Source organism: Nostoc commune NIES-4072 (assembly GCF_003113895.1).
Classification (GTDB): Bacteria; Cyanobacteriota; Cyanobacteriia; order Cyanobacteriales; family Nostocaceae; genus Nostoc; species Nostoc commune.
Genome location: NZ_BDUD01000001.1, coordinates 4,514,840 through 4,538,305, shown reverse-complemented (window position 1 = coordinate 4,538,305; position 23,466 = coordinate 4,514,840). Strand labels below are relative to the sequence as shown.

Genomic DNA, 23,466 nt, shown 5'->3' with positions numbered 1-23,466 from the left:
GTTCGATCAATCGTCGCTAATCAGTAGAACAATTTTACCTGTCACAGAACCGCTTTCGATTAGTTGGTGCGCTTTAGCGGCTTCTTTTAAAGGAAATTTGTGGGTAACATGGATTTTTAATTTGCTTTCATCGATCCAGGTGGCACATTGTTCGAGAATTTCTGCATGGTGCTGGAGGCTTTCTTCTAATCCTAGCAACGCTGGTGTGAGCATTAATTCTAAACCAATGCGGAGATTACGTTGTCTAGCAGTTTTCCAAACAGTGTTGGCATCTGGTTCGAGAATCGTCACAATATCACCATATACTCGCACTGCGGGGAAGGTTTTGTGAAAGGTTTCGCCGCCTACGGTATCAAAAGCTAAATCTACGCCTTCGCCGTTAGTCCAATCTAATGCTGCTTGTACAAAGTCTGTTTGTTTATAAAAAATTACATGATCGGCACTTAGTTGTTTGACGAAATTAGCTTTTTCTTCAGAACCCACTGTGGTGGAAACAGTAGCACCTTTGAGTTTCGCTAATTGAATTGCTACATGACCTACACCACCAGCACCCGCATGAATCAAAACTCTTTCGCCAGGTTCCAATCGTCCCCGTTCGTATAGAGCTTCCCAGGCGGTGATTAACACTAAAGGCGCTGCTGCGGCTTCGGCAAAGGAGATAGACGCAGGTTTACGTGCCACAAACCGCTCATCTACAACGGTATATTCAGCATAATTACCTTGGTGTGCGCCCAATCCGCCATAGCAAAAATATACTTCATCACCTGGGCGAAAACGCTGAACACTAGCACCCACCGCTTCGACTATACCAGCACCATCACATCCTAAAATTGTCGGCGTGCGATCGGGGTAGAAAGTTCCTCGGCTACGAAGTTTAGTGTCAATGGGGTTAATGCCAGCCGCCACCAAACGCACTAAAAGTTCACTATTACCTACAGGAACAGTAGGGTTTGGCACTTCCTGTAGTTGCAGAACTTCTGGACTGCCAGCTGCTGTCATCAAGACTGCTTTCACAACTCTTTCCTCCTGGCTTTAGATGCACGTTCTTATGCAACTTTAGCGCAAGAGGGTGGACACAAAGTTATATCTAATTTTTAAGCACGCTTTGTGCTTACTACAAAGTCATCAAAATTAATCAGACAGACCACTAGGCTTACTGTATGTAAGGTAATATGTTACATTAATTATGCTAGATGTCCTGCTTCTGTGAGCTTGGTATTATGGAGATATAATGTTGCTCAATTATTGCTCAATGCGATCGCAAAAAGTATTGCTAAATCTTTGTAATAATATTTAACATAAGTCTAGGTTGTGTAATTTAGATTAACTATTGGAGAGAAAGTATCTCAGAGTTAGTAGAATGGCAAATACAAGGACGCAACTCTTTTATGGATTAGTTACTCTAGAACTGTAGACTATGTTTTCAGTCCTGAGTTATTTTTGTATTTTGCCTCTGAGGCATACCAATCAAGACCACACCAAATCCTTCATTAAGAGCTCCCACAAATCATAATGCCTGTGATTGAGAAGAAAAGAACTCGCGATCTGCCCCAAATTAACGAACGAATTCGCTACCCGAAAATTCGGGTAATTGATACTGATGGTGCCCAACTGGGAATTATGCTCCCGCAAGAAGCACTACAACTAGCAGAAGAGAAAGAGTTAGATTTGGTGCTAATAAGTGACAAAGCTGACCCGCCAGTTTGTCGGATTATGGACTACGGGAAATATAAGTTTGAGCAGGAGAAAAAGGCGCGGGAAGCCCGGAAAAAGCAGCACACGGCTGATGTCAAAGAAGTTAAGATGCGCTACAAAATAGAAGAACACGACTACAACGTGCGTGTTAAGCAAGCAGAGCGCTTTTTGAAAGATGGCGATAAAGTCAAAGCTACTGTCATGTTCCGGGGTCGAGAAATTCAACACAGCGACCTAGCAGAAGATTTGCTCAAGCGAATGGCAACGGATTTGGAGCCTTATGGGGAGCTGCAACAAGCGCCTAAAAAAGAAGGGCGAAACATGATGATGCTCATCTCGCCTAAAAAATAATCCTCTCACTGTATTAATAGACCAAGCTTGAAAATCCCTTGACTTAAAGTCAGGGGATTTTTTGATGTTTCGTTTCCATGCACCCAAGACTCTGAGGTTGTATAAATTTATCTAAAATTGATAATCCTGAAGCCTGAGTGGGAAACATAATACTCAGTTGCCCTTTGTTATTTCCTGGAGATAAGGGAGATAAGGAAATATTTGCTTCCCCTGCTCCCCCTGCTTCCCCTGCCCCCGCTCCGCTCCCCATTACGCGGTGATACTACCAGAAAAGAAAACTGCATGGAACTGAAAAATCATTGGTTGGCTGCAAATAAAGTTGCTTTACCACGACTAAGACTACTACAGTGGGTGAATCTCCGACCAGAGGAGAGCGAACGAACTCAACTCATGTTCTTTTTTTACACAACTGTATGTGTAGGATTGCGGTGGGCAGAGGACAGCACTGTGGCGCTGTTTTTGGATGAATATGGAACTCATTTACTACCGTGGATGTATATTGCTAGTGCTGCCATGAGTGCAGCACTGGTTTTTTTATACTCTTGGCTGCAAAAGATTTTTCCCTTACGGCGGGTGATTGTAGCGATCGCCCCTTGCATGTTGATGCCGTTACTATTATTAGTTGTATTACGTTGGGGAGCGCATGTTTCATACCTGGCAGTTATTTCGGCATTTATGCTACGGCTGTGGGTAGATGCCCTTTATGTAGTCAATGACCTCAATACTTCCATCGTCGCTAACCAAATATTTAATATTCGGGAGATTAAACGGACTTACCCATTGGTGAGTAGTGGGCTTTTAGTCGCAGATGTGATCAGTGGCTTTAGTTTGCCTTGGCTATTGCAATACACCACGCTGAATAAAATCATCTTCATCGCCTGTATAGTAATTTTATTAGGATCGGGGATTTTATTATATTTAACTCATCAATATCGAGCGGCTTTTCCTGAAACACCACAAAGACTAGTTACTGAAGAACAAGCTTCACGACAGCGTTTTATTAAAAGTCCTCTGAAGCGCTATGTTTGGCAGCTGTTTGCTTTTGTCGGTCTGTTGCAAGTCATTGGGTTATTAATAGATTTTCAATATCTACGCGAACTCCAATCTAATTTGGGCGACCGAGAACTTGCCAGCTTCTTAGGTCTTTTTGGTGGGACGTTGGGACTGTGTGAGTTGTTGTTGCAGTGGTTTATTTCCAGCCGACTCATCGAACGGATGGGGGTATTTTTCACAGCGACGCTTTTACCAATCACCGTAGGTTTTTCCCTACCAGGAGTGCTGGTATTATTTTATTTAATTCCCGCTATCCAATCGCAAAGCTTTTTTTGGGGTTTGGTAATTGTCAAATTCTTTGATGAACTCCTACGCTACACCTTTGTCATGAGTAGCGGCCCCATCCTGTACCAACCAATTCCAGAGGCAATTCGCAGCCGGATGCAGACTTTATCTGGCGGAACTGCCGAAGCGATCGCTACAGGTTTGACAGGAGTGCTAATTTTTGCAACTATATTGTTTTGTGGACAGTTTATACCCGTACCGTTGCAAAAGTGGGTGTTAGTAGCAGAAACAATGCTGATAACTGGCACCTGTTTAAAAGTAGTTTGGGAATTGCGATCGCGCTATGTTGAACTGTTAGTCTTGAGTGTGGCACGCGGCCAGTTGAGTGCAACTAATGTAGGATTACGATTCTTCAAGCAAGGTGTAGTCAAAGCCTTGGGAGAAAAAGGCAGCGAGGCAGATAAACGCTCTTGTATTGAACTTTTAGCCCAAATTGATCCCCAAGGATGTACGGAAGTTTTAGCACCTCTGTTAGTCAAGTTAACCCCAGATTTACAGTGCCAAAGTTTGGAAGTCATGCTGACAGCAGGTGCAAATCCCGCTTATTTATCTGCTATCCGTCCTTTGCTAGAACAACCCCAAGAAACTAACTCCGAAGTTTTCGCCCTAGCGCTGCGCTACATTTGGCTGGCTGAACCAAATCCCAATTTAAGCATCCTAGAAGAATACCTGAACCCCCGGCATAACTCACTCATCCGCGCCACCGCCGCCGCTTTAGTTTTACGTCAGGGAACGCCTATGCAAAAGGTAGCAGCTACCCAAACTATGCGCCGGATGTTGACTCATAAGAAAGAACGGGAACGGGTAAATGGAGTTAGAGCGCTTAGAGAAGCAGTTTATTTGCAGGCGTTGCGAATTCACATTCCCAATTTGTTACAAGATGAGTCGTTACGGGTGCGCTGTGCCGTATTAGAAATGATTGCAGCAACCCATTTAGAAGAGTACTATTGTGCCCTGATAGCAGCACTTAATTATAAATCAACCCGGACTACAGCAATGTCAGCTTTAGTGCGACTAGAGAATGAAGTTATAGAGATGCTGTTGCGAGTAGCTACCAATATTTACAAACCAGAAGTAGTGCGAATGTACACTTGGCGTACCATTGCTCAAATTGGTACTCAGGAAGCATTGGAGATTTTATGGGAAAAATTGGAAACATCTTGGGGTACAACTAGGGATCACATTCTTCGCAGCTTACTAAAAATACACAAACAACCAGAAATTAAAGGTTTAGTAGATCGATTTTATGAAAGTCGGGTAGAAAATTTAATTGAGCAGGAATTAAAGTTTTTAGGCGAGATTTATGCCGCATATATAGACTTGAAAACACTAGACAAAAAAGGAAATCAGCAACCTAGTGAGAGGATTGTGATTGTCTCTGAGTTATTGCAACGCGCCCTTTTAGAATTGGAATTGGATGTCAAAGAGCGGCTGCTACTGCTATTGAAACTGCTTTACTCGCCAGAAAAGATGCAGGCAGCAGCATTTAATTTGCGATCGCTCTCAGTGGTAAACTTAGCACGAGGGTTAGAAATCCTAGAGCATACTATAACTTTGTCTTCAAAATCTCTATTGCTGAATATTTTAGATAACCGACCACTGCCAGAGAAATTGCAACATCTGGTAGAAGCTAAGATCATAGAATATGAAAATATGATAGTTGGCGATCGCCTCCACAGATTGCTGACGTTGGGTAACTTCCTTTCTGACTGGTGTCTAGCTTGCTGTTTTCATTTTGCTCAAGTAACTCGCACGCCATTGACAAGTTCTGAAATTTTAGTGAGTTTACGTCATCCAACCGGCTTTGTTAGAGAAGCTGCGATCGCATATCTAAATATGGTTTCACATCGCGTTCTCCTGCAAATCCTCCCCCAGTTAGAAAAAGATCCACACCCTTTGGTAGCTGCTCAAGTCAAAGAGTTACTCGAAAAATACCAGTTTAAAAATTAAAATCTATAGCCTTATTAGTGCAATTACTTCTAACTTCTTACCAAAGAAAACTTGATTCCCCCCTGTGGAATGTAGTACAACCTGTCACGGAAGTTTATTATTATGTTCACTGATATGGATGCTATTAAAACTAAATGCTGGTGACAAGAAATGACTAATAATCAACAACTTGCTTATCGTCTGATTCAACAAGAGCATATAAAGCGTCTAGGCACAGACGAATTAGCCCTGCTTCGTAATCGCCGTCAGCAAAAGTCTGTTGTGATCAATCCAAGTTTTACTGGTCGGATTCTAAATACAATTGCGGTTGCCTCTATTGCCAGTACTTGCTTATTTGGGATAGGCACGCTTTCGTGTTGGGGGTTAGAGATTATTGAGGCGAACACAAAATCAATTTCCCTCAGTAAAGAGCATGAATGGCAGACACGAAAACATATCTGCTTGGGCTGGATGCTTGTTCAGGGTAAGCGCATCTCAAACCCTATTGACACGGTGGTTTTGGGGTTCAGCCAAAGCACAAATCAGTTCCAAATTACTACACTGAGCCAAGGGGTGGGATTGACATTTTCGTCTTTATGTGGTCAAAAAACATAAAAAGCTATTTGACCCATGTTTTTTCAATCATTTACGACAATTTGTCCTATTTTGAATGAAAGACTGATATTCAGATAGAGGTTTAAGCTTTTTGTCTGTATTAAGAGCTACAAAATTAGATGCGCTTACCCTGGATGCTTGTTGGGTTTTCCAGCTTTGTTGCTAGTGCCTCGTTGGGTGAAAAGCCTCAGCAACAAATTAATGAATAGACTAATTGCCAAAGACTCCTTTATTAATTAAGTAAATAACAGCATTTTAAATATGAAACTACCTCAAATGATCGTCACAACAGTGGCAGCAATCACTTTTGGATACATCGGTTCACAATACTTCACCAGAAATATTATGTATATGATAGGCGGTGGAATGGTTGGGGTTGGTGCAGTAGCATACGTAATCCCGCCAAGAACCAAACAAAAGCCAACCCACACACAACCGAAGGAGCCTGCGGAAACTACTCGCCACTAAGTGCAGTAGTTCTCAGATCGGGAGGCTCAAAAAATTAATGACTCGTTATCTGCCTAAACCTCAAACTCACGCCGAAATTTTTTCAATAATAGCTTAATGTATAATTTATATTTTTAACGAATCTGCTGCAACTGCTGCAATTTTTTATGATGCTTGAATCCGCGATCGCCGAAGAAGTTATTACAAAAAATCTCAAGCAGTTAAGAAAGGAAAATTTATGCAGAGTAATCACAGAGAAAAGACAAGAGGAAAAAGAGCAGGGGGAAACCCCATAAATAAATTTATTTACTCTGAAAAACTTGGACACATTATTTCTCGTGGCACTTTCGGCTAGAAATCAATATTTTTGCTTTTGGAATGAGCATATCTTTCTCCCTGCCCCCTGCTCCCCTGCTTTTTCATTAATCCCCCTGTGGATGCTCATCCCACAAAGTTGTCACTTCCCGTAAACTCTGATGATTGCCATTACCTAAAATCAGATGATCTAGTACCGGAATGCCCAAAAGCTGCGCCCCTACTAATAACTGACGCGTCAATTCTATATCTTCCTGGCTGGGTTCAAGGTTTCCAGAAGGATGGTTGTGGGCAACTATTACCCGCGTTGCACCTTGACGAATAACTTCCCGAAAAATATCACGGGGAGAGGCTAAGGTTTCGGTTGCTGTGCCAATGGTAATTACTTGTGTACCTAATAAGCGATTTTTAACATCTAATAGCACCACTGCAAAACGTTCTTGTATTTGCCACATCAAATCTTGACTGAGGGTAGCAGCAGCAGCAAGTGGGCTATCAATTAATGTGCCGTCATTAGGGCGAGATTGAAAGGCGCGTTTGCCTAATTCAATTGCTGCTAAGATACTTGTTGCCTTTGCTGGGCCAACACCAGAAATTTGCATCAACTCAGCAGGGCTAACTTCTCGCAGAACTGCCAAAGGATCGCGTTGGTGTTTGCCTAATTCGCTCAAAATATATTGTCCCAAACCCACAGCCGATAGTTTTCCTGGGCCTTGACCGGTGCCTAAAAGAATTGCGATTAATTCTGCTGTGGCTAAAATTTTTGCACCATGCGTCATTAATCGTTCACGGGGACGCTCATTTGTAGGTAAGTCGGCAATTCTGAGGCAATAGGTCATAAACTAAGATAATCGTCACCACACATCAAACTATCTTTATTTATCCCTTGTTTGCTCTAGAAATTATCTTAATTTGAAAAAATCTTTAATCTTTGGCAATTTTTTCCTTTCAGCACATCTTGCCTTCACAAGAATAATGGTTATCAATAGCAAGCTGTTACACCTAGAGTTATGCGGCTTTATCAACTATGCTGTTATATGTGTGGTAATTGAGATTAGATAAGTGTTAGTTTACCTAATATAATTCAATAATCTGTCATAAATCTCCGATATGGAACTCAATATCCGTGACGGATTTCATTTAACTAGCATTTACCCCACAGATAAAACTGCTTACTTGGAACATTTCAAGGACAGAAGTATTTCCTATACAATTCCTGTCATCCCCTATCCTTATACAGAAGCTGCCGCAGATTGGTGGATACAGCATAGGCTTGAGTTTTTGAGAGAAACTGGAAGAGAAATATCTTTTGCATTTCGCAACCCTGAAGGTTATTTAATTGGCTCAGTTGGTGTAGATGACTTAAAAGTTGGACAAGCACATAGAGCAGAGATTGGCTACTGGCTAGCTAAAGCATATCGTGGGCAAGGATTAGCTACTGATGCGCTCCGTGTTTTTGTTCAGTACGCGTTTGATAATCTCGAAGTGATTCGCCTAACTGCTCATGTTATTGATTTCAATACCCCTTCAGTAAAGGTTTTAGAGAAAAACAGATTTAAGCTAGAAGGGTGCTTAAGGCAACATACGAAAACTCAAAACGGTATATTCAATACACTTGCCTACGGTTTGCTTAAAGGCGAGTGACAGCAGCCTAAAATCTATAATCTAGATTCTTCGTTGTGCTTCTTTATGAGAGGCTTAACTCAGAATGGCAAATTATATCTTCTAGGACTTTTCAAACTCCAGAGGATGTTTGAATAGTGTCAGCAAAGGGCGTAGTTTATCGCTGTAGGCATCGCATAATTCAGCAGCCCAACAAATACTACATGCGATCGCAAACCCTGTAAATACCTTCATTTTCACTGCTCACTGATAGATTTGCGTTGCTTTGAGCATGTGGTAGGTAATGATCAACTGAGTCAAAGCAAGAGGATAACTCTGGAGTGTTTCTCCAGTTGTACCAGCAATTTTACCCAGTTCGGGATTACTTTCGCGATCGCAAATACTTCGTAAATGGGGCATATCAGAACAAATAATATGCTCTAGCTTATTCACCTGGTCTAAGGTTGCATGACCATCAACTTCTAAAACATCCACCGGCTTACTCATATCTCTGTCTAGTCCCAGGCGGATTGCTGAGTCAGAATTACCATAGCCAGAGTTGACAATCTGAGTAAAATCTGGGTGAGGAATTGTCGGACGTAGTACCAAACGCACATTCAGGTGTCCATTGGTTTCATCATCTTCGCCCGTGGGTGGGTAGAAACTGATTACTATATCAGACCATTGTCGCTGCGGACGGATAAACTCTGCTGAGTCTGGTTCGCGTTTTTCTAATTCTGCTAGTACCTGTTCTGGTGTGTAGCCGCGCTTTTGGGTGTCTCGCTTAACTTTCCACTTAGAGCGCAGTTCTTCAGGCGGTGCTAGGTAAACTTTCACGTCGTAACAATCACGGGCAGCACGGGTAGAATAACCGAGTAATCCCTCAATAATCACGAATTTATTGGGCTTAATATACTGCGGTGGCTCGAATGTGCCAGTTTTATGGCTATAAACTGGTTTAAGAATTGGCTGTCCTGTGCGTAGCAACGACAAGTGTTGCTGCATAATATCTAAATGGTTGCAGTCTGGGTGGAGGGCAGTGATGCCAATCTCTGCACGTTGTTGGCGATCGTAACGGTGATAATCATCTGTGCATATCAGCGTCACATTTTCTGGGCCGAGTACCTGAGCGATTCCTCGCGTTAGTGTTGTTTTCCCAGCAGCGCTGTCACCTACAATACCAAGAATTATTGGACGGCTCATCATACCTCCCAGAATACAAGCAAGTTTAGTAATAAAATTTCCCTACAATAGTTTTTATTCTAGAAGGGTTTAGGCAAGTAACTCAAACAAAGGCTTGGTATGCAATATCTCTACATATAGCAATCCGATTTGATTTTTGAATCACTTGTAGAGGTAAGGGACTGGGGATTGGGGACTGGGGACTGGGAAGAAGGAATAAAGGTGTACTGATTTCTGTTCAAAAATCAAATATGAGTCTTATATATAGAATGTGTGTGCGTAGGCGCAGCCTATCGTAGACATCGCTTTGCTCATCATACTGAGTTGTATTTTACAGATAATTTTGATTTATCAAAAATCATTCACGAGTATCAAAGACTCGTCCGCGAGTATCAAAGACTCGTCCGCGAGTATTAAAGACTCATCCGCGAGTATTAAAGACTCATCCACGAGTATTAAAGACTCATCCACGAGTATCAAAGACTCATCCGCGAGTATCAATGACTCGTCTACGAGTATTAAAGACTCATTTACCAATCCGTAATCCCCAATCTTATGACAACTCAAACACTAGGACTCAAACAAAACCTTTATGATTATTTACTATCAGTCTCTTTGCGAGAACCAGAGATTTTAACCCAACTGAGACAAGAAACAGCCCAGTATCCAATAGGGAGAATGCAGATTGCTCCCGAACAGGGGCAATTTTTGGCGTTATTGGTGCAGTTACTGGGAGCTAAGAAAACTTTGGATATTGGGGTATTTACAGGTTATAGTTCCTTGGTGGTGGCATTGGCGTTACCGAGGGACGGTAAGGTGGTAGCCTGTGATGTGAGTGATGAATTTACAACGATCGCTCGGCGCTATTGGCAGCAAGCAGGAGTCGCGGATAAAATTCAACTGCATATTGCCCCAGCTTTGGAGACTTTGGATCGGCTACTGGCAACCAAAGAAGCAGAAACCTTTGATTTTGCTTTCATCGATGCAGATAAGAGCAATTATGATGGTTATTATGAGCGATCGCTACAATTAGTGCGTCCGGGAGGACTGATTGCGATCGATAATGTCCTTTGGTCAGGTAGGGTTGCCGACCGCCAAGTGCAAGATAATAGAACTAAAAAGATTCGTGCCTTTAATCAAAAGCTCCATCTTGACCAGCGAGTTAGTCTTAGTTTAGTAGCGATCGCAGATGGCTTGACTCTGGCACTGAAGAAGTAATGTATCTCAAGCCCCATTTCTCTATTTGTTAGGAACGCAGAAGTAGATTTAATTTGAAATTTTGAATTATTATTCGGTTGTATATTATTATTAATATACCAAATTCAACAAATGCCTCTACTAACTCTTTAACCTTTAATATTAATATCCGTGGAAGATATTCTGCAAGCAGTAGAAACAATTTTGCAAGACAAGCCTCTTGCTTCAATTCAATGTTTTGTGCTATCTCAATCTTGGTTAGGCAAAACTTACGATGAGATGGCAGAGATATCAGGCTACCGCAACAATTACATCAAGGAAGTTGGCTCTGAGTTGTGGCAAGACCTTTCAGTTGCACTTGGAAAGAAAATAACGAAAAAAAATCTGCATTTAGCCTTAGAGAAATACCTCCAAGAGAAAATAACTGATCAAGAGAATCACAGCCAAGAAAAGTTAGGCGAAGAATCTAGCTTAGAAATGGTTTCTCCAGACTTTTCTTCAGCAAGCAAGATCGAATTTCCAAGTGGCCCCGTACCACTGGGTTCTCCTCTTTACATCAATCGCCCTCCCCTGGAAGAACTTGTTTATAACGAGATTTTACACCCTGGTTGCTTAATCCGAATCAAAGCACCTAGAAAAACAGGAAAAAGTTCACTGTTGAACCGGATGATTACTTATGCTAAAGAGCAAAGTTATCAAATTGCGTATTTGGATTTTCAAGAAGCTGACGAAGATATTTTTGCTTCTCTAGATAAATTTTTGCGTTGGTTTTGTGTCAATGTCAGCAGGCAATTAAATCTCCTTCCTTGTCTAGATGATTTTTGGGATACGGAAATGGGTAGCAAGGTAAGCTGCAAAATCTATTTTGAAGCATATCTGCTGCAATACATTGAGCAAAGTCCTGTAGTTTTGGCTTTGAATGAAGTCCATCGAGTTTTTGAACATCCCAATATTGCCCAAGACTTTCTGCCAATGCTGCGATTTTGGCACGAACAAGCAAAGCAGGATCAAATCTGGCAAAAACTGCGAATGGTGGTAGTTCACACCACAGAAATTTATATTCCACTCAAGCTAAACCAATCGCCTTTCAATGTTGGGATAACAATTACATTGCCGCCGTTTACCCTCAATCAGGTACAGAAATTAGCATTAGCTTACGGGCTAAATTGGGCAGCAGACTGCGAAGGGGCAAAACGCCTTGTACCCTTACAAGCAATGGTAGGAGGACATCCCTATTTGGTGAGTCTGGCACTTTATCATCTATGTCATGAAGAAACAACATTAGAGATGTTACTAGAAAGCGCATCTACACAAATGGGAATTTACAGTCAACATTTACGAGAACTGTTGAGCTTACTCCAAAAAGAACCAGAATTAATGTCAGCTATGGAAAAGGTAATTGCAACAGATGAAAAAGTGGAGCTAGACGCGATCGCTGCTTACAAGCTAGAAAGTATGGGCTTGGTTCAACTAAACGGTAATCAAGCTCATACAATGTGTGAGTTATATCGCTTTTATTTTAGCCAACAACTAGGACGCTCAGGATCATAATAGTTCTGGTAAACTATTGAAACAGAGATAATAAAAATACTTGTTCTCGTTCTTAATATGAATTTAATCAATTATCTCGATGCAAATTCATTTGTTAAAAATGAGAATTAGTTTAACATTTTAAATCAAATGAAAAATTATCGATACCAAGTTGGTGGAACCCTTACAACTGATGCTCCAAGCTATGTTGAGCGCAAAGCGGATGTGGAACTTTACGAAGCCTTGAAGCAAGGAGAATTTTGCTACATCCTGAGCAGTAGGCAAATGGGCAAATCCTCGCTGATGGTAAAAACAAAGCATCGCTTTCAACAAGAAGGCTTTAAATGTGCCACCGTTGATATGACTAATATCGGTTGTGACAATATAACTCCAGAGCAATGGTATAAGGGAGTGGTAGGTGATTTATGGTTAGGTTTTAAACTGTTAGGTAAAGTTAATTTAAAAAGCTGGTGGCAAGAACAAAATGATATTTCTTTAGTTCAGAAAGTTAGCCGATTTATTTCGGAAATTCTGTTAGCTCAGTTTCCTAACGAAAGACTATTTATTTTTATTGATGAAATTGATAGTATTCTTAGCCTCGATTTCTCTGTTGATGACTTTTTTAGCTTAATTCGCTTTTGTTATAACCAACGCGCAATTGATCCAGAGTATCATCGGATTACATTTGCAATTTTTGGTGTTGCGACACCTTCAGACTTAATTCGATATCGAAATAATACTACGCCGTTTAATATTGGTAAAGCCATCCAAGTAAATGGATTCACATTTGAAGAAGCTCAACCCTTATCTTTGGGGCTAAACATTAAAGATAATCATCCCCAAAAACTTTTAAAAGAAATATTAGCTTGGACAGAAGGGCAACCATTTCTTACTCAAAAGCTATGCCGACTACTTGTCAGTTTATCTCAAAGTGATGTGGGTAGAAAGCTAAAAATACCGCCTGGTGCAGAAGAATTTTGGATAGAAAATGTAGTGCGATCGCATATCATCGAAAAATGGGAATCACAAGATGAACCTGAGCATTTACGGACAATCCGCGATCGCATCCTGGGAAACGAAAAAATTGCCGCCAGATTGCTGGGAATTTATCAACAAATCCTCCAAGGAGTGAAAGTCCCAGCCGACGATAGCCAAGAACAGGTAGAACTGTTGCTATCTGGTTTAGTAATCAAAAAACAAGGTTGTCTCCAAATTAAAAATCGAATTTATCAAGAAGTTTTCAATTTAGAATGGGTTGGAAAAAAATTAGCTTACTTGCGCCCTTACTACGAAACCTTCAATATATGGATAGCCTCAAAGGAAAAGGATGAATCTCGTCTATTGCGCGGACAAGCCTTAATTGATGCTCAAGCTTGGGCAAATGGCAAAAGCTTGAGTAACTTAGATTATCGATTTTTAGCTGCTAGTGAAGAATTAGATCGGCGAGAAATGCAGCACGCATTAGAAGCCGAACGCGCCAAAGAAATTGAAGCACGACTTACAGAACAACAAAAAAGGCTGACTCAACAAAAAAAAACTGCCACAATAGTGACACTTTTGCTTGTGGGTATGACAATCAAGTTGGTGATTTCTATAGTGTGGGGAGTGTCGCTTTTACGAAAGATTGATGCTTTAGAATCACAGTTAAAATGTAGCCAAATAGTGCATCAAGGAAAAAAATTAACTGCAAATCCTCGGTTAGGTAGATGCTGATGGGAGCATCCCAAATGGGTAAAAACATAATTTTCAATTTTCTCGCTATCCAAAATCAAGATTCCCAAAGCTGCCGATGATGTGAGTTAAAATCCTGATATCTTCAATAACTACTCACGCAGACAGCTCGGAAAAAGCGATGTCTACGGCGGGCTGCGCCTACGCTCATGTATGATAATTGAGTTAGTGCGATAAGTTAACATAAGTTTAACGAAGCTAAAAAAGCGATGAGGTTAAGACTTATAAGTTTATATCTTACGAATTCTGTTATTAACCCAAATAATTAAGAGGATGAAGCAATTGAGTAACCTAGATAGAGTTTTAGATGCCGCAATGGAGCTTACTTTAGAGCAACAAGAAATGCTGGTACAAATTCTCAAAAACCGAATTATTGAAAGTCGGCGAGATGAAATTGCCTCAGATGCAGCAGCTTCCATTGCTGAATTCCAAGCAGGTAGGCTCAAAGTCCACACTGCTAGTGAAGCAATTCAAGAATTACGGGAATATCTCAATAACCCAAGTGCAGCCGATGTATAAGTTGGTTATTACTAGCAAATTTAAAAGAAGTTTCCGAAAATTTGCTCGTCGTAATTCTGACTTGCAGGCCAGAATAGAAGAAACTATTGCTGCTATGGAGAATGATATATTTGCAGCTAACTTGGGCACTCACAAATTAGAGGGAAAGCTATTAGGGTTGTTTTCATGCTCTTGTGGATATGATTGTCGCATTGTATTAGCCGATCAAGTGCGATCGCCAACACAAACGTAATCCTAACCAAAGCTGTCGGTGATGTGAGTTAAAATCCTGATATCTTCAATAATTACTCACGCAGACAGGCCCGGAAAAGCGATCGCTATGCTTCAGTACCCCAATCTCGAACAAGCGCTAAAATATCACTTCGGTTACGACAAATTCCGCCCCGGACAACGGCAAATTATCGAAGATGCGCTGCAAAATCGAGATTTATTGATTGTGATGCCTACGGGTGGGGGAAAATCTTTGTGTTTTCAGTTACCTGCATTAATCAAAACAGGCTTAACTGTAGTAGTATCGCCATTAATTGCTTTGATGCAAGACCAAGTGGAGGGACTACGAAATAATAATATTAACGCCACATTTCTCAATAGTAGTCTGAATCCGTATAAGGTGCGATCGCGCGAAGAAGCCATCCTCAGTGGTAAAGTTAAACTACTTTACGTCGCCCCAGAACGTCTGTTGAGTGAAAGATTTCTCCCCTTTCTCGATTTAGTCAAAGAAAAAATTGGGATTGCGGCTTTTGCTATTGACGAAGCCCACTGTGTCTCTGAGTGGGGACACGACTTCCGCCCAGAATACCGTCAGATGAAATCCCTGCGGAAACGCTATCCTGATGTCCCTACCCTCGCCCTCACCGCCACAGCAACCGATCGCGTCCGTGCTGATATTATCCAACAACTAGGGCTAAAGCAACCCAGTATCCACATTGCTAGCTTTAATCGCCAAAACCTTTATTACGAAGTCCGTTCTAAAACCAAGTCTGCGTATGCTGAATTATTAGAACTTATTCGAGAAAATGAAGGTTCAGCAATTATTTATTGCTTGACGCGCAAAAAAGTTGATGAACTTACCTTTAAATTGCAAAATGATAAAATTTCAGCCTTGTCTTATCATGCCGGATTAACTGATGAAGAACGTAGCAGCAATCAAACTCGATTTATTCGAGATGATGTGCGCGTCATGGTGGCAACAATTGCTTTTGGAATGGGAATTAATAAGCCAGATGTACGGTTAGTAATTCACTTTGATTTACCGCGTAATTTAGAAAGTTATTATCAAGAATCAGGTAGGGCGGGAAGGGATAATGAACCTTCACGTTGTACACTTTTTTTCAGTTTCAGTGATATTAAAACCATTGAATGGAGTATTAACCAAAAAACTGACCCCCAAGAACAGTTGATTGCTAAACAACAACTGCGCCAGGTAATTGACTATGCTGAGGGTACTGTTTGCCGACGGACAATTCAGCTAGGTTATTTTGGGGAACGTTTTCCCGGTAATTGCGGTAACTGCGATAATTGCCGTCATCCCAAACCAATGCAAGACTGGACAATTGAAGCCATGAAGTTTTTATCTTGTGTGGCACGTTGTAAAGAAAGATTTGGGATGTTACACATTATTGATGTGTTGCGGGGGGCAAAAAAAGACAAAATTATCCAGTACGAACACGATAAACTTTCTACCTACGGTATTGGCAAAGATAAGAGTGTAGATGAATGGCGAATGTTAGCGCGATCGCTTTTACATCAAGGGTTGTTAGAACAGACTAGCGATGGTTATTCAGTTTTGAAACTTAACCCCCTTAGTTGGGAAGTGATGCGGCGACAGCGTACAGTTTCCCTTGTTGTTCCCGTAGCACAGAAGGTTACTTGGGAAGAAGGGAGTGAGAAGGCTGTTGAAGCAGAGATATTAATGCAGAGGTTGCGATCGCTGCGTAAACAACTTGCTGATGAACAATCTGTACCACCTTACGTTGTCTTTCAGGATTCTACCTTGAAATTGATGGCACAGGTACAACCCACAACACTAACCGAATTTGGTAAACTTTCGGGCGTGGGTAGTCACAAACTTTCCCAATATGGCGATAAATTCCTCGCAGAAATTCGCGCCTACCGCCAAGAAAAAGGTTTGATAGATCCACCCCAAGTTAGTTTTACACCCTCTGTTAGCTTACCTTCCGACACAGAAATATTCACATTACAATTACATAAACAAGGTTTGAGTGTTAATGAAATTGCCAAAAAACGTAATATTCGCCCCACAACAATTATTCGTCATTTAACAGATTTGATTGAAAAAAATCAGCCTGTAGACATAAATCAGTTAGTACCTCTTGAACATCAACAAAAAATTTGGCAAGTTTTAGAAGTGCTTGGTGATATCTCTTTAACGCCAATTCGAGAACAACTTGGTGAAAGCTACACTTTTGATGAAATTCGCTTAGTTCGGGGTAAGTGGCGGCGCGAAAATCGTAAGTGATAATTAAATTTAATGTAAGAATTCAGGAGTCAAAATAGTTAAAAAATCAGGAGAGTATTTAATGAATAAATATAAATCATTCTAGATTCCTGATAAATTCTGACTCATGACTACTGAGTGCTGAATTCTGACAATTTTATGATTAAAATACAAGAGCAAGATTAAAGGAGTTAGCTAATGAGTCAGATGCTTAATACAGGAGTACGCTGGACAACTCAGGATGTAGAACTGCTACCAGAAAATGAAGGGACACGCTACGAGATAGTTGATGGAGAATTATTTGTGACCAGGGCACCTCACTTTAAACATCAGCAAACTTGTGGCAGAATTTTCCGACAACTTGATATTTGGTCAGAGTCTACTGGTTTAGGGGAAGCTGTGATCAATCCCGGCGTTTTGTTTTCAGAATCAGATAATGTGATTCCTGATGTAGTTTGGGCTACTAAAGAAACCTTGGCGCTAACATTGGATGAAGCGGGACATTTCACTGACGCACCAGATTTAATAGTAGAAGTATTGTCTGCAAGCAAGTCAGACGAAAGACGAGATAAGGAAGCTAAACTTAAACTTTATTCTTCTAGAGGAGTAAAAGAATATTGGATTGCTGATTGGCGATCGCGTAAACTAGAGGTCTACCGACGCGAACAAACTCAACTTAATTTGGTAGCAACCCTATTTAGTAGTGATATTATAACTTCTCCTTTATTGACTGGTTTTAGCTGTACTGTAAACCAGTTTTTTCCTGCATAAATTTTAGGTTTAATGGAAAAACAAATCTCAAATAACGCATTAACTAATGTCCAGGTACTGATTATGGCGATCGCATCTGGTGTTTGTGTTGCTAACGTTTATTATAATCAGCCAATCCTCCAAGATATTGCATTATCTTTTCGAGTCAGTGAAGGCGAAGCGGGTAGCATATCTGTGCTTACGCAAGTTGGTTACGGTTTGGGGATTTTCTTTTTAATTCCCTTGGGCGATAAAATCAATAAGAAAAAATTAATTCTTTGCTTACTGACATGTTTATTCTGTTTGTTGATAGGCATGACGTTTTCACAAAACATCATCGAAGTTTGGATATTGAGCGTAGCAATTGGGATTGCGACAGTCTCTGCTCAGATTATTCTACCTTTAGCAGCAAGTATAGATAGAGTAACTACAGGTCAAACCGTAGGCAACATTTTTACTGGTATATTAATTGGAGTTTTAGGAGCAAGGGTTTTTAGTGGATATATTGCTGAATGGTTGAGTTGGCGTTATGTATATGGATTTTCGGCAGGAATGATTTTAATTGTTATTGTCTTGCTAAATATATATTTGCCTAGTGTTAAAAATGAATTTAATGGTTATTATTTAGCATTATTAAGTTCAACACTCCACCAATTAAAACGTTTCTCATTATTAAGAGAAGCATCTTTAATTAGTGGGTTACTGTTTGGTGTGTTTTGCTCATTTTGGACAACGCTGACTTTCCATTTAAGTGGAGCGCCTTTTAATTTTCAATCTGACACAATTGGGATGTATGGCTTTGTCGCGATCGCAGGTGCATTGATGGCACCAGTTTTTGGTAAACTAGCCGATCAAGGTAACTCCCAACGTTCCTTGACTATTGCTGTATCGATGGTGATTGCAAGCTTAGTAATTGCTAAAATTGCTTCTAATTCTGCATTGGCGATCGCTGTTGCTGTATTGTTACTAGATGTAGGTGTACAAGCAACCCAAGTGACTAATGTCGCAAGAATATACGGTCTTGATGCTCAATCCAATAGTCGCATCAACACAGTTTACATGACTACCTATTTTATCGGCGGTTCTATAGGTACTAGCATTGGTTTATTATGCTGGAATCTCGGTGGCTGGAATTTGGTAACTTGGCAAATGTTATTTTTTACTGCGATCGCATTTTTTATTATTGTCAGACCTAAAACAACTACAGCAAGAATAAATAATAAATAATCAAAGTTTCATTTTTAGATACTATTATTGTAAGACATCGCCTTGCATCAATAACTAAATTTTCTCTTCATCAAGGCGATATCTATAGATGGTCAGCTTATATTAAGAAAAGCTGGGGATTTCAGAGTTGGAAACTTCTGAGGTTACAGCAGATGATAATTTTACACTATTTTGGCTTTTCGCAGACATAATTGCTAGCAATTTAGGCAGCACTAGGCAAGCAACAGTATTTAACAGCGTCATTAATATACCATCCATTAAACTCATATTGCGACTCTCCAGATTTCAAAATTGGTGTTTACTATATTTTTAGTTTGCAGCAAAATTACTACAATTGCTTTAAAGCAATATTTTGAATTTGCTTTATTAGATATAAGCTAACTAAATATATTCTTACAATTTCAAGGTGACTAGTACTGCAAGGCAGAAGTCAAATATTAAAAGAGTTAGCCAATGAATTAAATTTTGCTGATAAAGTAAGGCTTTGAAAAAGATTCAAAGTCATCATCTTATTTTTCTCTCTTCAGATATATAAAAGAGCGGTAGGGCATCTTAGTTCAAGCATCAGCAAACTTGTAAACCCACCCTGTAACAAAATGTAAACCCGTCAAAGCCTTTGTGATTGCCAAAATTTAGGTGAGATAGTTTATATACCTCACCTAAATTTTAAAATAATTTACTGGCAATTTGTCCATTAATTCGGAGAACAATTAGGACAGAAGTTAGGACTAAATTTACAAAATTGGCTGCCTGTCAATACATAAGCTGTACAATAAGGAAAACTGGTAAGTTCAATTTTAGCTACTTGTAATTTGGAAGCATTCGGTAACGCTTCAGTAAGTTTGGTTTTCTGGGCTAGAAAAAGAGCTAAAAGCTTAGGAAACGCCATGCAAGCAGCAATGTTGAGTAGCGTTAGCAGTATAGCGTCTATCAAATTCATAGGTAATCATCTCCTGTGAAACGTAGGCGATTGCTGTTTTTAGCTGCAAACACAATCATTGCTTGCAGTCTATGTAAATTAACTTTAACATAAATTTTTGTAAATATAAACGTGGAATTCCTGGAATTATCATACACAGAAGAGAATGTGGATAATAACGACGGTTATTGTAGCGGAATAACAAAATAAGCTAAGAATTACGATTAGTTTACGATATTTTAGGTAAGGTGTTATGTCAAAAACCCAAACCGCGTCTTCTTTCTTATCTAACATCAGTGAACAAGAACGCCAGGCATTAAAGCGGTTGGTAGATTACACAAATGTGGAATCGCTGCCAGAAATTTGGCCTTTGGCATCTAAGCGATTTGGTGATGTTGTCGCCCTCCGCAACCCTCATGCTAAACCAGAAGTAGCAATTACTTATACCCAGTTGGCAGAGCAAATGCGACTATTTGCTGCTGGGTTGCAGGCGTTGGGAGTGAAGGTAGGCGATCGCATTTCCTTAATTTCTGACAACAGTCCTCGCTGGTTCATTGCCGATCAAGGGATAATGACTGCTGGAGCCGTTGATGCGGTGCGTAGCTCCCAAGCAGAAAAAGAAGAACTGCTGTTTATCATTGCTAATAGTGGCAGTACGGCAATAGTAGTTGAGGATTTAAAAACATTTAAAAAACTGCAAGACCGCCTCAAAGATTTACCAATTCAGGTAGTAATATTACTATCGGATGAAGCACCACCAACAGACGAAACCCTAAAGCTGCTGAACTTTGCCCAGTTGCTCGAAATTGGAAAAAATCATGATTTTGTGCCAGTCAAGCAAAATCGTGATGCTCTAGCAACCTTAATTTACACCTCTGGCACCACAGGTAAACCCAAGGGTGTAATGCTGTCTTATAACAACTTGATGCACCAAGTACTCACTTTCAGGACAGTAGTACAACCAAATCCGGGCGATATCGTTCTCAGTATTCTACCTTCGTGGCACAGTTACGAACGAACTGTTGAATATTACCTACTATCTCAAGGTTGCACGCAAGTTTATACCAACTTGCGCTCCGTAAAAGCAGATTTGAGACAATTTAAACCCAACTACATGGTGGGTGTACCCCGCCTGTGGGAATCAATTTATGAAGGAGTGCAAAAGCAGTTCCGTGAGCAATCAGCTACAAAGCAACGCCTAATTAAATTTTTATTGAGCAATAGCGAGAAATATATCAAAGCGCGGCGAGTTGCTCAAGGATTGGATTTAAATAATCTTCATGCTTCAGCCGTTGAACGATTAGCAGCTAAAATCCAAGCATCTGCTTTATTACCCCTCCATGCTCTGGGAGAACGACTGGTTTATGCCAAAGTGCGAGAAGCCACAGGAGGACAAGTTAAGCAGATGATTAGCGGCGGCGGTGCGCTTCCCAGACACATAGATAATTTCTTTGAAATTATTGGTGTGCAGATTTTGCAAGGTTATGGCTTAACAGAAACTTCTCCTGTTACCCATGTGCGGCGTCCTTGGCGAAATTTAATTGGTGCATCAGGGCAACCACTACCCGCTACAGAAGCTAAAATCGTAGATCCTGAAACAAAAACGCCTTTACCAGTAGAAAAGCGAGGCTTAGTATTGTTGAGGGGGCCGCAGATTATGCAAGGCTATTACCAAAATCCCGAAGCGACAGCGAAAGCAATTGATGCTGAAGGTTGGTTTGATAGCGGCGATTTGGGTTGGCTGACACCACAAGACGACCTAGTGCTAACTGGCAGAGCAAAGGATACGATTGTATTGACCAACGGGGAAAACATCGAGCCACAGCCGATCGAAGATGTGTGTTTGCGATCGCCCTACATCGATCAAATTATGCTCGTCGGTCAAGATCAGCGCAGCCTGGGAGCCTTAATTGTCCCCAATGTCGAAGCCTTAGAAAAATGGGCAGCAAGTCAAAATTTGACACTGGATACGCCCAACGATCCGGTTACTTCTTCACCTACTCAAAAAATTGACTTCGAGAGTAGAATGATCCAGGATTTATTTCGGCAAGAATTGAATCGGGAAGTGCAAAATCGTCCAGGCTATCGACCGGATGACCGCATTGGAACGTTTAGACTGATTCTGGAACCGTTTTCCATCGAAAATGGCTTGATGACACAAACACTGAAAGTTCGCCGACACGTCGTCACGGAACGCTATCGCGATATTATTGACGGCATGTTTGCCTGATCATTCCACCTCCCAACTAGTAAGAGTGAACGTGAAATATTTATGGATGTCTCCAAATCTAACTTGCTCCTGAAACGCGTCGTTAACGTCAAAGTCATTGTGACTCCCCTTTGGAAAGAGGAAGTACAACAGCAGCTGCAAACGCAAATCAATCAACTTGACCAGCAACTGCAACAGCTAGACGTAGAAGGACAAAGAGCGATCGCTGCAATTCAAAAGCAGAGTCTGCAACCACCTGGCCCCCAGACTCTCCAACAAATTGACAATATCCAACTCCAAGTCAATCAAAAGAAAAGTGAATTTCTAGAGCAGAAAAATCAATTGCTGCAAAATCTTCAGCAAGTGCAGTTTCTTCAGCAAGATCAGGAAGTCAACCAATTCCAAATGGAAGGCTTTTTCCGGGTAGAGATCGGTGATAACCTGATTAGCAAAATGCAAGTCGAAATCGTTCTGCGCGATGGCGTTGTAGAAGAAATTCGCGGCGACATTTAATAAAGTTAGGAGTTAGGAGTTAGGAGTTATGAGTTATGAGTTTAAATTCCTAACTCCTCACTCCTGACTTCTGACTCCTAACTCTTAACTAACTCCTAACTAATTCCTCACTCCAGCCCAAACAATTTGCCAGACTGGAGGTGAGCTAATAAAAAGCGATCGCCCAAAAGTAGTCATCTCAACTCGGTATTTAATACCAACCGAATCATCACCCCCCTTGATTTGCGTAATCGTCACAAGGGCCTGATTTCGTTGTGGATAAGCTACCTCTACCTTTCGCGTTCCTCCCACTGCTCCTATGTCGTCAAAGGCATTCAGGGCGAGGGTAGCAGGATCACTACCTTGGAGAGATGAGTTGAGCTTTTCTAAAGGTATGGTTTTAAAATTTGAACGCTCTGAGTATGCCACAACTTCTTGAGACTGATGTATTGCTGCCACTTGCTGGGTTTGTCCATCAGTAGTCTCAACAATCGGTGCAGATGGCTGTCCCTGGATAATATAAACTCCAGCGCCAGCAGTCGCAAAGATACTCAATATCACAATCAAAAAGAATTTCAACTTTGCTGACATAAAAATAAACAGGAATTTCAAATAGGTTTATTACCAATTTTGAATTCTAGATTGAACTGTATCCTATATCCTCTACCTGTGAGAAGCTCCTGTATCTTAAGCAGTGGTTATGAGGAATATAAATAGCAATCCCATTTAATCTATGAGAAACTCATGATGGTTGTTCCAAGTCAACGACTAAAACAAGATCGAGATATTGGCTAACCATTGACGATAGCTCTGTATTATAGACCTCTAAGTTATATTTAGGTTCCTGGAGAGACGCGATTAATCGCGTCTGTACAAGAGTTAGGAGTTAGGAGTGAGGAATTAGGAGTGAGGAGTTAGGAGTGAGGAGTTAGGAGTGAGGAGTTAGGAACTCCCCCCATG

At 40.8% G+C, this 23,466-nt stretch carries 22 protein-coding genes; 16 read left to right on the top strand and 6 right to left on the bottom strand.

Annotated features, from left to right (window positions below; genetic code table 11):
* Positions 1-6: 6 nt before the first annotated feature.
* The gene (locus tag CDC33_RS20015) at positions 7-1,014 is read right to left on the bottom strand and encodes a zinc-dependent alcohol dehydrogenase family protein (protein WP_109010021.1); all 1,008 of its coding nucleotides are present in this window, start codon (positions 1,012-1,014) and stop codon (positions 7-9) included.
* 498 nt (positions 1,015-1,512) lie between these two features.
* Here CDC33_RS20015 and infC point away from each other — a divergent pair, with 498 nt between their 5' ends.
* From infC to CDC33_RS41340, 5 genes are all read left to right on the top strand, one after another.
* Positions 1,513-2,046 (top strand): translation initiation factor IF-3, encoded by a 534-nt coding sequence (infC, locus tag CDC33_RS20010; protein WP_109010020.1) that lies wholly within the window; start codon positions 1,513-1,515, stop codon positions 2,044-2,046.
* A 282-nt stretch (positions 2,047-2,328) separates the two neighbouring features.
* The gene (locus CDC33_RS20000; protein WP_109010018.1) at positions 2,329-5,334 is read left to right on the top strand and encodes an MFS transporter; all 3,006 of its coding nucleotides are present in this window, start codon (positions 2,329-2,331) and stop codon (positions 5,332-5,334) included.
* Between the two features lie 150 nt (positions 5,335-5,484).
* Positions 5,485-5,928, top strand: a complete 444-nt coding sequence (locus CDC33_RS19995; RefSeq protein ID WP_109010017.1) for a hypothetical protein — start codon at positions 5,485-5,487, stop codon at positions 5,926-5,928.
* Positions 5,929-6,189: 261 nt separating this feature from the next.
* A complete protein-coding gene (locus tag CDC33_RS19990) occupies positions 6,190-6,396 on the top strand; it encodes a hypothetical protein (protein ID WP_109010016.1) in 207 nt (68 codons plus the stop codon).
* 146 nt (positions 6,397-6,542) lie between these two features.
* Complete coding sequence (locus CDC33_RS41340; RefSeq protein WP_280524425.1) at positions 6,543-6,671, top strand: hypothetical protein; 129 nt, start codon at positions 6,543-6,545, stop codon at positions 6,669-6,671.
* A 126-nt stretch (positions 6,672-6,797) separates the two neighbouring features.
* On the opposite strand, the gene radC is transcribed toward CDC33_RS41340, so the two are convergent.
* Positions 6,798-7,529: a RadC family protein gene (gene radC / locus CDC33_RS19985; protein WP_109010015.1), complete on the bottom strand. Its 732-nt coding sequence runs from the start codon at positions 7,527-7,529 to the stop codon at positions 6,798-6,800.
* A gap of 271 nt (positions 7,530-7,800) precedes the next feature.
* Here radC and CDC33_RS19980 point away from each other — a divergent pair, with 271 nt between their 5' ends.
* The gene (locus CDC33_RS19980; RefSeq protein WP_109010014.1) at positions 7,801-8,334 is read left to right on the top strand and encodes a GNAT family N-acetyltransferase; all 534 of its coding nucleotides are present in this window, start codon (positions 7,801-7,803) and stop codon (positions 8,332-8,334) included.
* 81 nt (positions 8,335-8,415) lie between these two features.
* On the opposite strand, the gene CDC33_RS41335 is transcribed toward CDC33_RS19980, so the two are convergent.
* Together CDC33_RS41335 and CDC33_RS19975 are read right to left on the bottom strand one after the other, a co-directional pair.
* Complete coding sequence (locus CDC33_RS41335) at positions 8,416-8,547, bottom strand: hypothetical protein (RefSeq protein ID WP_280524424.1); 132 nt, start codon at positions 8,545-8,547, stop codon at positions 8,416-8,418.
* A gap of 9 nt (positions 8,548-8,556) precedes the next feature.
* Positions 8,557-9,495 (bottom strand): phosphoribulokinase, encoded by a 939-nt coding sequence (locus CDC33_RS19975; RefSeq protein WP_109010013.1) that lies wholly within the window; start codon positions 9,493-9,495, stop codon positions 8,557-8,559.
* Between the two features lie 534 nt (positions 9,496-10,029).
* Between CDC33_RS19975 and CDC33_RS19965 the strand changes: the two genes are divergently transcribed.
* The 8 genes from CDC33_RS19965 (at position 10,030) to CDC33_RS19930 (ending at position 18,886) form a co-directional block, all read left to right on the top strand.
* The gene (locus CDC33_RS19965) at positions 10,030-10,692 is read left to right on the top strand and encodes a class I SAM-dependent methyltransferase (protein ID WP_109010012.1); all 663 of its coding nucleotides are present in this window, start codon (positions 10,030-10,032) and stop codon (positions 10,690-10,692) included.
* 150 nt (positions 10,693-10,842) lie between these two features.
* Complete coding sequence (locus tag CDC33_RS19960) at positions 10,843-12,222, top strand: AAA-like domain-containing protein (protein WP_244919293.1); 1,380 nt, start codon at positions 10,843-10,845, stop codon at positions 12,220-12,222.
* A gap of 129 nt (positions 12,223-12,351) precedes the next feature.
* A complete protein-coding gene (locus CDC33_RS19955) occupies positions 12,352-13,914 on the top strand; it encodes an AAA-like domain-containing protein (RefSeq protein ID WP_109010011.1) in 1,563 nt (520 codons plus the stop codon).
* Between the two features lie 291 nt (positions 13,915-14,205).
* Positions 14,206-14,451, top strand: coding sequence for a hypothetical protein (locus CDC33_RS19950; RefSeq protein WP_109010010.1), 246 nt, complete (start codon positions 14,206-14,208; stop codon positions 14,449-14,451).
* On the top strand, positions 14,444-14,683 hold the full coding sequence (locus tag CDC33_RS19945; RefSeq protein WP_109010009.1) for a type II toxin-antitoxin system RelE/ParE family toxin: 240 nt from the start codon (positions 14,444-14,446) through the stop codon (positions 14,681-14,683). Before CDC33_RS19950 ends, CDC33_RS19945 begins: the two co-directional genes overlap by 8 nt.
* 87 nt (positions 14,684-14,770) lie before the next feature.
* Positions 14,771-16,930 carry a DNA helicase RecQ gene (recQ, locus tag CDC33_RS19940; protein ID WP_109010008.1) on the top strand — a complete coding sequence of 720 codons (2,160 nt, stop codon included), beginning with the start codon at positions 14,771-14,773 and terminating at the stop codon, positions 16,928-16,930.
* Between the two features lie 177 nt (positions 16,931-17,107).
* Positions 17,108-17,680 carry a Uma2 family endonuclease gene (locus CDC33_RS19935; protein WP_109010007.1) on the top strand — a complete coding sequence of 191 codons (573 nt, stop codon included), beginning with the start codon at positions 17,108-17,110 and terminating at the stop codon, positions 17,678-17,680.
* A gap of 12 nt (positions 17,681-17,692) precedes the next feature.
* Entirely contained in the window at positions 17,693-18,886 is a 1,194-nt protein-coding gene (locus CDC33_RS19930) for an MFS transporter (RefSeq protein ID WP_109010006.1), read from the top strand.
* 694 nt (positions 18,887-19,580) lie between these two features.
* Here CDC33_RS19930 and CDC33_RS19925 read toward each other — a convergent pair.
* Positions 19,581-19,826, bottom strand: coding sequence for a hypothetical protein (locus tag CDC33_RS19925; RefSeq protein WP_109010005.1), 246 nt, complete (start codon positions 19,824-19,826; stop codon positions 19,581-19,583).
* A gap of 232 nt (positions 19,827-20,058) precedes the next feature.
* Between CDC33_RS19925 and CDC33_RS19920 the strand changes: the two genes are divergently transcribed.
* Together CDC33_RS19920 and CDC33_RS19915 are read left to right on the top strand one after the other, a co-directional pair.
* A complete protein-coding gene (locus tag CDC33_RS19920) occupies positions 20,059-22,035 on the top strand; it encodes an AMP-dependent synthetase/ligase (RefSeq protein ID WP_109010004.1) in 1,977 nt (658 codons plus the stop codon).
* A 42-nt stretch (positions 22,036-22,077) separates the two neighbouring features.
* Positions 22,078-22,527, top strand: coding sequence for a YlqD family protein (locus CDC33_RS19915; RefSeq protein WP_012412623.1), 450 nt, complete (start codon positions 22,078-22,080; stop codon positions 22,525-22,527).
* A 99-nt stretch (positions 22,528-22,626) separates the two neighbouring features.
* On the opposite strand, the gene CDC33_RS19910 is transcribed toward CDC33_RS19915, so the two are convergent.
* The gene (locus CDC33_RS19910; protein ID WP_109010003.1) at positions 22,627-23,097 is read right to left on the bottom strand and encodes a hypothetical protein; all 471 of its coding nucleotides are present in this window, start codon (positions 23,095-23,097) and stop codon (positions 22,627-22,629) included.
* Positions 23,098-23,466 lie beyond the last annotated feature (369 nt).